The sequence below is a fragment of the Nocardia sp. NPDC004278 genome (assembly GCF_053602975.1).
The window spans coordinates 197,932-210,270 of sequence record NZ_JBSGEQ010000008.1 but is presented as its reverse complement, the minus strand read 5'-3'; the positions used below and the strand labels follow the sequence as shown (position 1 = coordinate 210,270).

Genomic DNA, 12,339 nt, shown 5'->3' with positions numbered 1-12,339 from the left:
CACGGCGCCGCCGCGGTTGTGCGCGGTGGCCTCGATGCGACCGGTGCGGCGGGTATGTGATCGTGTGCGCATGGCGCATTTCGATTCCGCGGTCAACACCGTGCAGCATGTCGGGGAGTTGTTCGGCGTTGTCGCGTTCGCGACCTCGGGGGCGCTGCTCGCGGTGCGGCGGGGGTTCGATGTCTTCGGGATCGTGGTCTTGGCCTGCAGTACGGCGCTGGGTGGCGGGGTGATCCGGGATCTGGTGATCGGCCGGACCCCACCGGCGTCGTTCGTCGATCTCAGCTATCTGTGGACCGCACTGCTCGCGGCCGCGGTCATCTTCTTCTGGCATCCATCGCCGCGGGTGACCAGCGGACCGCTGGAGGTGACCGATGCATTCGGGCTCGGCTTGTTCTGCGTCACCGGCACGGTGATCGCCTACAACCACGGCCTGGGCGCACCGTCGGCAACGCTGCTCGGACTCGTCACCGCAATCGGCGGCGGGGTGATCCGGGATCTGCTCGGCGGGCAGACGCCGAGTGTGCTGATACCCGAGCAGATCTATGCGGTACCAGCCCTTTTCGGCGCCGCCGCGACGGCGACGCTGCTGCATTTCAATGCCTACAACCCGATCACCGGCGGCGGTGCCGCGCTCGGCGCCATCACATTTCGACTGCTCGCGCTGCGCTACGACTGGCACGCGCCGCAGGCTCGGCGGCGCCCACAGGACCGGGCCTAGGTCGTCGAGTTCACTCGAACGCCCGCGCGGAGTCGGCGCACGCCCTCGTCCAGGGTTTCGTCACGCTTGCAGAAGGTGAAGCGCACCAGGTGCTTCCATGCCTCGGCATGGTCGGCGAAGACGCTGATGGGCACGGCCGCGACACCGAGCCGACCCGGAAGTTCCCGGCAGAACGCCAGACCGTCGGTACCCCCGAGCGGCGTGATATCCGCGCAGATGAAGTAGCCGCCAGCGCTCTGCTTGACCCCGAAACCGGTATCCGACAGCGCGGCGGCGAGGCGCAGGCGCTTCTCCGACAGCGTATCCCGTAGTCCCGCGACCCAGCCGAGTTCATTGTTGAGCGCGTGCGCGACGGCGGGCTGGAACGGCCCGCCCGCCACGAAGGTCATGAACTGTTTGGCCGCGAGCACACCGTCGATGAGATCCGCGGGACCGCAGGCCCAGCCGGTTTTCCAGCCGGTGACGCTGAAAGTCTTTGCCGCGCTGGACACCACCACGGTGCGATCGGCCATACCGGGCAGGGTGGCGAGGCTGATGTGCTCGTTGCCGTCGTAGACGAGATGTTCGTAGACCTCGTCGGTGAGCACCAATAGGTCGTGTTCACAGGCGATTTCGGCGATCGCGGTGAGATCGGCGCGGTCGAGTACGGTGCCGGTCGGATTGTGCGGTGAATTGACGATCAGCATCCTGGTCGCGGGTGTGATCGCGGCGCGCAGGCTGTCCAGGTCGAGGACGAAGCGATCACCGTCGGCGACGAGGTGGGCGGTGCGCCGTCGGGCCCCGGCCAAGGCGATCGCGGCGGCGTAGGAGTCGTAGAAGGGCTCGATCAGCACGACCTCTTGGCCGGGTTCCACCAGACCGAGTACGGCGGCGCTGATCGCCTCCGTCGCCCCGACGGTGACCAGCACCTGGGTGTCCGGGTCGTATCGGGTGCCGTAGCGGCGGGCCCGGTCGGCGGCGATGGCGCGGCGCAGGATCGGCATGCCGCGCCCCGGCGGGTACTGGTTCAACCCGTCGGCGATGGCCTGGCGCGCGACCTCGAGCATGCCTGCGGGTCCATCGGTGTCCGGAAAGCCCTGCCCCAGATTGACCGCCTCATGGCGGACGGCTAATTCGGTCATCTCCGCGAAGATCGTGGAGGCAAAGGGGCGCAGGCGAGCGACGGTCGCGGGTTGCGAGGGCATACCCCGGAGCGTAGCCCAATGGTCGCTATTGTTGCCGTTAGATAGCGAAAGGCTATGTTTCACTTTTGAATTGCGGCTTCCACCTGCATGGTTGTGCGTTTCCCCCACGACGGCTAGCCTCGCCGTGTTCTACCTCACAAACCGCTCACAAGGCGGTAGCTCGAAAGGGGCGCTAATGGCCTCGTATCTGGACCTGGTACTGAATCCGGCCGCGTCGGAGGTCGCCGGAACCGTACTGGGTTTCGTCCGACATGTCGTACACGAACTGATCTCCGGATTCGGCTCCTCCACCGGCGACTGGTTCAGCGGCTCATCGACCGGCAATAGCGGCACCGGATCGTCCACCGGGAACTGGTTCCTGGGTTCGTCCACGCCGTAGCCCGACCGGCGGTGTCAGGCCCGGCGATGAGGGCACGGCCTGACACCGCCTCAACCGAGGCGCACCCTGGACAGCTTCTCCGGATTCGCGAGATCGTAGGCACCGCAGACCAATCCGTCGCGAACGGCGAATCCGAGGACCCGAGCCGGACCTTCGAGGCGCCCGTAGCCCGGGCCGACCCGATGCACGACCAAACCCAATTGCCCATTGACCGAGGCAAATTCGTATTCGAGCGTCGGCTCCGCTGAACCGTCCAACCCGTACTTGCGCACCAGTCCGAGGAAGAAACGGGCGATCTTGTCCGCGCCGCCGATGACATTGACCGCGGTGGAGGTGGTGCCGTTGGCATCGCCGATCAGCACCGAATCCGGGTGCAGCGCCGCGGCTACCGCGCCGATATCTCCGGCGGACAGCGCATCCAAGAACTTCCGCACCGCGGCCTCGTGCTCGGCATTCGGAGTGGGCGGCGGGGCCTGCGCGACGGATTTCCGCGCCCGCACAGCCAGCTGGCGCGCCACCTCCGTCGAGACACCAAGGATTTCCGCGATCTCGCCGAAGGGCACCGAAAGCCCGTCGTGCAGTACGAATGCCACGCGCTGCGGCGGTGTCAGACTTTCCAGTACCACCAAGGCGGCGAGGCTGCATTCCTGCTTGCGCACCACCGCTTCCAGCGGGTCGGGTGTACTCGATGGCAAGATGCCGGTTACCACCGGCTCCGGAAGCCACTGGCCCACATAGCTTTCCCTGCGCACCGCGGCACTGCGCAAGTGGTCCAGGCAGATCCGGCCGACCACCGTGGTCAGCCAGGCCCGCAGATCCTCGATCTCGGACTGATGCGCACCGGCCAGCCGCAGCCAACTCTCCTGCACGGCGTCCTCGGCGTCGCGCGCGCTGCCCGTCAGCCGGTATGCGACCGAGAGCAGATGCGCTCGATGCGATTCGAACAGATCGGCGAGCAGAGCGGAAACCATCGGTCCGATTCTACGGTCTGCGCGATCGTCCCCTGATCGCGGTATGGACCGGCCGTCATGCGAAATCCACATGATCCGACAGGGGGTTGCATGACACGATGATCGAATGCAGGATCACCCGCTCACCGATGGCACCGTCTGGCTGTCGCGGCCGACCGAGGCCGATATCGACGACATCGTCGATTGCTGTCAGGAGCCCACCATCGCCGAGTGGGTGACGATTCCGGTGCCGTATCACCGGGCGAATGCCGAGGCCTTCCTCAACGAGATGGTCACGCCGGGCTGGGCCGCCCGCGGCCCGATCTGGGCGATCCGGCTGCGCGCCGACGGTCCGGTCGTCGGCATGATCAACCTCGGCCAACGTGATGCGTCGACCTCGGAGATCGGCTTCTGGCTCGCGTCCGCACAGCGCAGTCGCGGGGTGATGTCGCGCGCGATCGCGCTGGTCTGCGAATTCGGCTTCCACCCGGACGGATTGGCGCTGGCCCGGATCGGCTGGCGCGCCTTCGTCGGCAACCACGCCTCGGCCGCCGCCGTGCGCCGCAACGGCTTTCATTACGAGGGCATGACCCGGCTCGGCGGCGTCCAGCGTGGCGTCCGCCGCGATATGTGGCTGGCCGGGCGGCTGGCGACGGACCCGCCCGGCCCGGCCGCGGATTGGCCGCCCGGAATCTGAGCGGACGGGCACACCCGCACCAGTCGCAAACCGGCGCCGGGACACCTCATCGACTATCTGGCCACCGCGGGCTTCGACGCCGACACCGTCTGCTCCGGCGATATCCTCGGCGTGGTCGCCAGACCACGCCGAAAACCGTAGCGCGCCCCGGCTTTCACCGGGGCGGACGCCGAGTTCAGCGAGCGCGGCGCAGCTGCACCGCGTCGGCGAGCCGGTCGAGCTGGGCGGCCGTGGTCTCCCAATCGATGCAAGCATCGGTGATGGACTGGCCGTAGGTCAGCGCATCGGCGTGACCGAGGGTCAGATCCTGGCGGCCCGCGACGAGGAAGCTCTCCAACATCACCCCGACCACGCCCGATTCGCCCGCGGCCAACCGGCCCGCGATATCGGTGACCACATCGACCTGCTTGTTGTGATCCTTATTGCTATTGCCGTGGCTGGCATCGACCACGATCCGCTGCGGCAGCGCGGCCTTCTCCAGCCGGATGCAGGCCTCGGCGACCGAGGCGGCATCGTAGTTCGGACCGGTGCTGCCGCCGCGCAGGATCACGTGACAGTCCGGATTGCCGGTGGTGCGGATCAGCGCCGAGCGGCCGTCCAGATCGGTGCCCGGGAAAACGTGGCTGGCCGCGGCGGCGCGGACACCGTCGACGGCCACCTGCACATCGCCGTCGGTGCCGTTCTTGATGCCGACCGGCATGGACAGCGCGCTGCTCAGCTGGCGGTGTACCTGGCTGGCCGCGGTGCGCGCGCCGATGGCTCCGTAGGAGACCAGATCCGCGATGTACTGCGGGGTGATCGGGTCGAGGAATTCACAGGCCACCGGCAGGCCGAGCGCGGTGATATCGACCAGCACCTTGCGGCCGATGCCGAGACCGGTATTGACGTCGAACGAACCGTCCAGGTGCGGATCGTTGATCAGCCCCTTCCAGCCGAGGGTGGTGCGCGGCTTCTCGAAGTAGACCCGCATCACCACATGCAGCCGGTCGTTCAGCTCGGCCGCCTTGGCCGCCAGCCGGCGGGCGTAGTCCAGCGCGGCGACGGGATCGTGTACCGAACACGGCCCGACGATCACCATCAGGCGATCGTCGTCGCCGTTGAGCACATCGATGGTGGCCCTGCGACCGGCGCGGACCACATCCGCCAGGGGATCGGTGATCGGGTGGACCATGCGCACCTCGGCCGGTGAGCGCAATGGGCTCACACTCAGGGTGCGTTGGTCGTCGAGATCGGAATGCCGCGCGTCTATTTCGGCTGCGGTAGTCATCGTTTGTGGGTTCCTTTACTTCAAGGCCGACCCACGGATATCGAACCCGTCGAGCCGGTCTTCATCCGGCTCGGGGTGGAGGTGCAGTCAGCGCATGCGGTTGCCGCAGACCGGCCCACCCAGGGCCGGGTTGCTAAACCAGAAATACACGCGCTGCACGACGCCGACAGTACCAGGTGCAACCTCCCAGTGACGCCGGGGCCAACTTTCGGCACCGCCACCCAGCCGGCTGCACCCGAGCCGGATTGCGGCAGATCCGGGCCGGCTCACCCCCACTGGCCGGGCTGGTAGTCGCCCGCCGGAGTGCGAACGATCACGTTCATCCGGTTCCAGGCATTGATCATCGCGATGGCCGCGATGAGAGCGGCGGTCTGATCGTCGTCGTAGTGCTTGCGCACCTGCGCCCAGGTCTCATCGCTGACGCTGCGGCCGTCACCGATGCGGGTGGCCTCCTCGGTGAGGGCGAGGGCGGCGCGCTCGGCATCGGTGAAGACAGTGGCCTCATGCCAGGCGGCGACCAGGTTCAGCCGCACGGAGGTTTCGCCCGCGTGCGCGGCGTCCTTGGTGTGCATATCGGTGCAGTAGCCGCAGCCATTGATCTGGCTGGCGCGGATCTTGACCAATTCATAGGTGGCGGCGGGCAATTCGGATCCGTCGATCACCTTGCTGGCGGTGGTGAGGCGCTTGACGAAGCTGCCGGCGACCGGGTTGGCGTAGAGGTTGAAGCGCTGTTCCATGATCTGTGCCTTTCCATTCGGATGGGTTCACAGAGAGGACGACGCGCCCCGGCGAGGTGTGACATCACTACATGTGACGTGAGTCATATAGCCTCGCCCGCCGAATTGACCGACTGAGATGCGGTCATTCGCCGAAGCTGTAGGTGACTCCCGTCAGCTTCTCCGACAACTCCCAGAGCTCGCGCGCAACCTGCTCATCCTTGGATGCCGCACTCGAACCGCAGCGCCCCGGATAGCCACGCATTCCACCCCAGCCGAGCGGACCGTAGAACGCGCCCGGCTCGACCGATTCGGTGGCCGCGTAAATCTCTGGCAGCGCGCCCATTTCGGCGCTCTGCGCCAACAGCCGGTTCCCCCATGTCATGACCGTGTCCTGGATGGACTCGGTATGCGACTGCAACTCCGTTGCGGCATAACCGGGATGCGCGGCCACCGAGAGCTTCGACGACCCCGCCGCGGTGAGCCTGCGCTGCAGCTCGTAGGCGAACATCAGGTTGGCCAGTTTGGCCTGACCATAGGCGGGCCAGCGCTGGTACTTGCGGCGGTCCCAGTTCAGGTCCTCGAGATCGATCTTCCCGAGGCGGTGCGCGCCGCTGGACACCGTGACCACCCGATCCGAAATCTTGTCCAGCAGTAGACCGGTCAGCGCGAAGTGTCCGAGATGATTCGTGCCGACCTGCATTTCGAATCCGTCGGCGGTGCGCTGCTCCGGCAGCGCCATCACCCCGGCGTTATTGATCAGCACATCGACCTGGTCCACCCCATCGGCGAACTCACGCACCGAGGCCAGATCCGCGAGATCGAGTTTGCGCACCGAGGCCAGCGGCCCGATCTCCCCGGCCACATGCTCACCCTTGGCCACATTTCGACAGGCCAAGATCACCTGCGCACCGCCCCCCGCGAGCGCACGCGCGGTCACCGCCCCCAACCCGCTGTTGGCGCCGGTGACGATGATCTTCCGGCCGCTCTGATCGGGCATATTCGACAGATCCCACCTGCTCATACGGGAGAGTCTAGTCCGGTGTGGGACGAGTCTCATCCGCTGCGACCCGCCCGGGCCGCAGCGTAGGACAACCGTCAAACCTGGGCGAGCACCTCATCGTCGCTCATCGCCGCCACCTCCAGATACATCCCGGCCACCCGCTCCAGCCTTCCGGTCGCACCCCGGTCGGCTTCGCGGTCGAGCAGGCGCGCGGCCAGACCCGCCACGGTGCGGGCGGTGAAGAGATCGGCAACGATCGCCTCCGGTGTGTCCAGCCACTCGCGGACACGGGCGATCACCGCCGTGGCCAGGACGGAGTCACCGCCGAGGGCGAAGAAGTCGTCGGTGGCCCCGACCCGGGCCGGATCGAGGACCGTGCCGACGATATCGGCGAGCGCGCGTTCCAGAGCGGTGCGCGACACGACGAATTCGACTGTGTCATCGGCGCGTTCGAGCACGGCGCGCACGGCCTTGCGATCCGGTTTGGCATTCGAGGTCAGCGGCAATTCCGCGAGAATTTCCAATCGCGTCGGAATCATGTAGGCGGGCAGGAGCTCCGCCGCGGCCGCCAGTACGGACTCCGGCACCACTTCGGTATTCGCCTCGGGGACAAGGGCGGCGACAAGTTTCGGCGCGGCGCGGCCGACTACGGCGGCAATGGCGTGACGGACGCCGGGGACCTGGCGCAGCGCGCTCTCGACCTCACCGAGTTCCACCCGGTAGCCGCGGATCTGGACCTGATGATCGGCACGGCCGAGGAATTCCAGTGTGCCATCGGGCAGATAGCGGGCCAGATCGCCGGTGCGGTACCAGCGCATGCCGTCATGCACCACAAAGCGTTCGGCGCTGCGTTCCGGATCGCCGCGATAGCCCGCCGCGACGCCATCGCCGCCGATCCACAGTTCACCGGTCACCCAATCGGGGCAGTCGTGCCCGGTCGGGCCGACGACGCGACACTGCACATTGCGCAGCGGAGTGCCGTAGGGCACGGCGGCCCATTCCGCGGCCACCGCGCCGTCGACGACCTCACAGATGGTGGAGTGGATGGCGGTCTCGGTGGCACCACCCAGCCCGGCGAAGCGGGCGGCGGGCGCCACCGCGGCGAGCCGACCGGGCAGGGCGATATCGACCCAGTCGCCGCCGAGAATGACGGTGCGCAGCGAGCCGAGCGGCGCACTCGCGGCGGCGGTGAGCAACATATCGAGCAGGCTCGGCACGCAGTTGAGCACCGAAACCTGGTGGCGGCGAATCAGTTCCACCCAGTCGGCCGGTTCGCCGCGCTGTGCATCGTCCACCGCGACCACCGCGCCGCCCGCGCTGAGCAGGCCGAAGATGTCGTACACCGACAGGTCGAACTCCAGTGCCGAGAGGGCGAGCACGCGATCCGTGGCGCCGACCGCGAAGCGTTCGTTCAGGTCGTCGATGGTGTTCATGGCCGCACGATGCGGGACCTGCACACCCTTGGGCCTACCGGTCGAGCCGGAGGTGAACAGGATGTACGCGATGGTTTCCGGATCACCGAAGATGGGGCGCGCCAACGGCTTCGGATAGGCCCGAGCGGCGGCCAAGGCGACGGTGCCGACCTCCGGGAGCTGCTCGTCGCCGACCGTCACGGCGGCGACCGCATCGCCGATGCGCAGAATCTCCGCGCGCCGTGCGGCCGGTTGGTCGAAGCCGATCGGTACGTAGACCGCGCCCGCGGCAAGCACACCCAGGGTCGCCACCACCTGATCGGGCCCCTTCGGCAGCTGAACCGCGACCGAATCACCCGGCAGCACACCGGCATCGCGCAGCGCACCGGCGACCGACAGCGCCTCGGCAGCGAGTTTGCCGTAGGAGACGACACCGCCCGGTTCCCAGATCAGCGCGGGCGCATCGGGATTCGTCGCGGCATTGGCGAAGAAGCCGGTGTGCAGCAATCCTGCGCTGACCGGTCCGGCGGTGGCATTGACCCGGGCCCGGGTTTCGGCCTGCTCCAGCGGAATCCGCAGCGCCGCCTCGGCATCCCAACCGGCCGCCGACGATATTTCACCGGACCCGATATCTCCGGCCAGTCGCAGGATGGCATCGATATAGCGCGCGAACATCGCCTCGATGACGCCCGCGGGAAAGGCGGATTCGCGCACATCCCAATTCAGCAGCAGCCCACCGCGCACCTCGGTGATCTGCGCGTCCAGCAGCACCTGCGGACCCTGCGAGATGATCCAGACCGGATCGCCGAAGGTCTCGGTCACGGTATCGGCGAACAGTTCACCGAGATTGAGCGCACTGGTGTAGACGATCGGCGCGAGTACCGGCTCACCGCGCTGGCGCCCGAGGTCGCGCAGCACCTCCAGTCCCGAGTACGCCGTATGCGCACCCGCCGCATGCAGCTTCGCCTGTAGCGCCCGCGCCCGTTCGGTGACGGTCGCCGGTTCGGTCACATCCACCTCGAGCAATACCGACGAGGTGAAGTCGCCGACCACGCCGTCGACCTCCGGATGCACCGGTTCGCGATGGAACAGCGGCAGATTGAGCAGGAACCGACGCTGCGCCGACCAGCCGCCGATGGTCTCGGCGAATACCGATGCCAGTGCCATGGCCGGGGTGATGCCGCGAGCGTGCGCGGCCTCGAATATCAGGGCCTTCGCCGCGGGCGCGAGCCAGCGGTGGTGCCGCACGGTACGGCTGGCCCCCGAAACCCTCGACGCCTGTGGCAGTTCCGGCGCGCCGGGCAGTTCGGGCAGCCGCTGCTGCCACCACTGTCGGTCCCGCTCATGTTCGGCACCGGTACCGCTCGGGTGCTCCGCGAGGTAGCGGCGGAACGTATAGGTCTGCGGCGGTAGCGATTCGCCCTGATAGAGCCGAGCCAGGTCGCTGATCAGCATGCGGTAGCTCATCGCATCGGCGGCGAGCATATCGACATCGAGGTGTAGCCGGGTCCGGCCGTCCGCCAACAATGTCAGCGCGATATCGATGACCTGGCCGTCCTCGACCGCCATCCGCTGATGAGTTCTCGCCTCCCGCAATGACTCCAGCCTGCGCTCGGCGGCATCCGACGGCAGCTCACACAGATCGGTGCAGGTCCACACCGAGCGACCCGGCCGAGCCATGGTCTGCTGGGTGCCGTCGGGCAGGAATCGCGTGCGCAGCATCGGATGCCGCAGCACCAGCGCGTCGACGGCCTGCTCGAGCCGGGCGGGATCGACTCCCGCACCGTCGAATTCGACATACAGGTGCGCCGCGACGCCGCCGAGTTCCTGGGATTCGGAGCGCCCGATCCAGTACGCGTGCTGCATCGGCGCGAGCGCGAAGGGGGTATCGTCGTCGGCCCGATCGACCACCGCATCGGCATCCGATACCTCCGGGTCCGGCTGAGCACTATCGCCACTGGATCCGCCGAGCAATTCATGCCATCCGTCCACCGTCGGGTTCGCGGCCAACAGCGCGAAGTTGATGTCGATACCGCGCTTACGCCAACTCCCGGCCAGTTTCATGGTCCGGATGGAGTCCAGCCCCAACTGGATCAGATCGTCGCCGAAGCCGATCGTCTCGACGGCTACGTCGAGTTGCGCAGCGATCGTGGCGCGGATTTCCTCCCGGCCGATCGTCGTCCTCGCCCCGTCCCCCGGTCGCTGTGCTGGCTCCATCTGGCGCTGTCACTCCTTGGTCGCCGCCGCATTCGGCGGATCGAGACTGCTCGGCGGCAGCCTATCGCATTGAGATAGGGTTGCCTAACCTATCTTAGGAGACCTGATCATCAGGCAGTAGATCAAGTACCAGGCATCTGTGAGGCAGACCGTGACTTCGACATCCACCTGGCCCACCCATCGCGACGGCTACGTCCCCTTTCCGACTGCCGACGCCGAGGCATATCGCGCGGCCGGTTACTGGACCGGCCGGCCGCTCGGCGACCTGTTGCGCACGACCGCGACCCAGCATCCGAACCGAACCGCATTGCTGGACGCGGACAGCGCGCGCAGCTACGCGTGGGTCGATGCCGAGGCCGACCGGATGGCACACGGTCTACTCGCGCTCGGGATCGCGCCGGGCGACCGCGTGGTTGTACAGCTGCCGAATGTCCCGCAGTTCCTGACCGTCCTGTTCGGATTGCTGCGCGCCGGAATCATTCCGGTACTGACCCTGCCCGCCCACCGTCGCGCCGAAATCGAACATCTGGCCGGACTTTCCGAGGCGGTCGCCTACCTCATTGCCGACCGGTTCGGCGACTTCGACTACCGCGAACTGGCCGAAACCGTCCGCGCGGCCGTGCCCACCCTGCGCCACATTCTCGTACTCGGCGACCCCGGCAGCTGCACCGATCTGAATTCGATTCCCCGCGACGGCGGCTCGCTGCCGACCATCGACCCGAGTGATATCGCACTGATGCTGGTCTCCGGCGGCACCACCGGCCTGCCCAAACTGATCGCACGCACCCACGACGACTACGTCTACAACGTCACCGCGAGCGCGGAGATCTGCGGACTCACCGAGGACGACGTATACCTCGCGACATTGCCCGCCGCACACAACTTTCCGCTCGCCTGTCCCGGCATTCTCGGCACCGTCGCGGTCGGCGCGGCCGTTGCCTTCACGACCGATCCGAGTCCGGAGAGCGCCTTCGCCGCGATCGCCCGCCATCGGGTCACGGTCACCGCGGTGGTGCCGCCACTGGCCCAACTCTGGTGCGCGGCAACCGAATGGGAGGATGCCGAGCTCGGCTCACTGCGACTACTCCAGGTCGGCGGCGCCCGGCTCGCGGAAGTGAATGCCCGCGAGGTGGCACCGGCGCTGGACGTACAACTGCAACAGGTATTCGGCATGGCCGAGGGCCTGCTCAACTACACCCGCCTCGACGACAGCGCCGAGCTCGTCTGCACCACCCAGGGCCGCCCGCTCTCCCCCGCCGATGAGATCCGCGTCGTGGATGCCGACGGCAATGATGTCGCCCCGGGCGAGGAGGGCGAACTGCTCACCAAGGGCCCCTACACGATCCGTGGCTACTACCGCGCCCCCGAGCACAATTCCCGCGCCTTCACCGCCGACGGCTACTACCGCTCCGGCGACCTCGTGCGCCGCCTCCCCAGCGGACACCTGATCGTCTCCGGCCGCATCAAGGACGTCATCAACCGCGGCGGCGAGAACATCTCCTGCGACGAACTCGAGGAACATCTGCTCGCCCATCCATCGGTCCGCCATGCCGCCGCCGTCGGCCTCCCCGATGCCGCACTCGGCGAAAAGGTATGCGCCGTCCTGGTCGTCGACGGCGAGATGCCGACCCTGGCCCAGCTCAAGTCCTTCCTGACCGATCGCGGTCTGGCCACCTACAAGCTGCCGGACCTGGTGCGCCGGGCCGACCGGCTCCCGATCACCGCCGTCGGCAAGATCGATAAGAAGGCCCTGCGCGCCGGACACGCCTGATCGGACGATCGGGGGCGGCGTG

General features: G+C 67.4%; 10 protein-coding genes. 4 read left to right on the top strand and 6 right to left on the bottom strand.

The features are described from left to right. Positions 1-70 precede the first annotated feature (70 nt). A complete protein-coding gene (locus ACWEO2_RS15290; protein WP_354959202.1) occupies positions 71-721 on the top strand; it encodes a trimeric intracellular cation channel family protein in 651 nt (216 codons plus the stop codon). Here the strand turns inward: ACWEO2_RS15290 and ACWEO2_RS15285 are convergent. Beyond that, positions 718-1,905: a pyridoxal phosphate-dependent aminotransferase gene (locus ACWEO2_RS15285; RefSeq protein WP_452405842.1), complete on the bottom strand. Its 1,188-nt coding sequence runs from the start codon at positions 1,903-1,905 to the stop codon at positions 718-720. The two genes, ACWEO2_RS15290 and ACWEO2_RS15285, sit on opposite strands and share 4 nt — an antisense overlap. A gap of 175 nt (positions 1,906-2,080) precedes the next feature. On the opposite strand from ACWEO2_RS15285, the gene ACWEO2_RS15280 reads away from it, so the two are divergent. Continuing rightward, the gene (locus ACWEO2_RS15280; RefSeq protein ID WP_355181886.1) at positions 2,081-2,284 is read left to right on the top strand and encodes a hypothetical protein; all 204 of its coding nucleotides are present in this window, start codon (positions 2,081-2,083) and stop codon (positions 2,282-2,284) included. Positions 2,285-2,334: 50 nt separating this feature from the next. On the opposite strand, the gene ACWEO2_RS15275 is transcribed toward ACWEO2_RS15280, so the two are convergent. Beyond that, positions 2,335-3,255, bottom strand: coding sequence for a sigma-70 family RNA polymerase sigma factor (locus ACWEO2_RS15275; RefSeq protein WP_452405841.1), 921 nt, complete (start codon positions 3,253-3,255; stop codon positions 2,335-2,337). A gap of 106 nt (positions 3,256-3,361) precedes the next feature. On the opposite strand from ACWEO2_RS15275, the gene ACWEO2_RS15270 reads away from it, so the two are divergent. After that, positions 3,362-3,931, top strand: coding sequence for a GNAT family N-acetyltransferase (locus ACWEO2_RS15270; protein WP_452405840.1), 570 nt, complete (start codon positions 3,362-3,364; stop codon positions 3,929-3,931). Positions 3,932-4,106: 175 nt separating this feature from the next. On the opposite strand, the gene ACWEO2_RS15265 is transcribed toward ACWEO2_RS15270, so the two are convergent. From ACWEO2_RS15265 to ACWEO2_RS15250, 4 genes are all read right to left on the bottom strand, one after another. Then, positions 4,107-5,198 carry a 3-deoxy-7-phosphoheptulonate synthase gene (locus tag ACWEO2_RS15265; protein WP_452405839.1) on the bottom strand — a complete coding sequence of 364 codons (1,092 nt, stop codon included), beginning with the start codon at positions 5,196-5,198 and terminating at the stop codon, positions 4,107-4,109. A 266-nt stretch (positions 5,199-5,464) separates the two neighbouring features. After that, a complete protein-coding gene (locus ACWEO2_RS15260) occupies positions 5,465-5,935 on the bottom strand; it encodes a carboxymuconolactone decarboxylase family protein (protein ID WP_355181878.1) in 471 nt (156 codons plus the stop codon). Between the two features lie 124 nt (positions 5,936-6,059). Beyond that, positions 6,060-6,938: an oxidoreductase gene (locus tag ACWEO2_RS15255; protein WP_452405838.1), complete on the bottom strand. Its 879-nt coding sequence runs from the start codon at positions 6,936-6,938 to the stop codon at positions 6,060-6,062. A gap of 74 nt (positions 6,939-7,012) precedes the next feature. Continuing rightward, entirely contained in the window at positions 7,013-10,546 is a 3,534-nt protein-coding gene (locus tag ACWEO2_RS15250; protein ID WP_452405837.1) for a non-ribosomal peptide synthetase, read from the bottom strand. Positions 10,547-10,697: 151 nt separating this feature from the next. Between ACWEO2_RS15250 and ACWEO2_RS15245 the strand changes: the two genes are divergently transcribed. Next, entirely contained in the window at positions 10,698-12,317 is a 1,620-nt protein-coding gene (locus ACWEO2_RS15245; protein WP_452405836.1) for a (2,3-dihydroxybenzoyl)adenylate synthase, read from the top strand. Positions 12,318-12,339 lie beyond the last annotated feature (22 nt).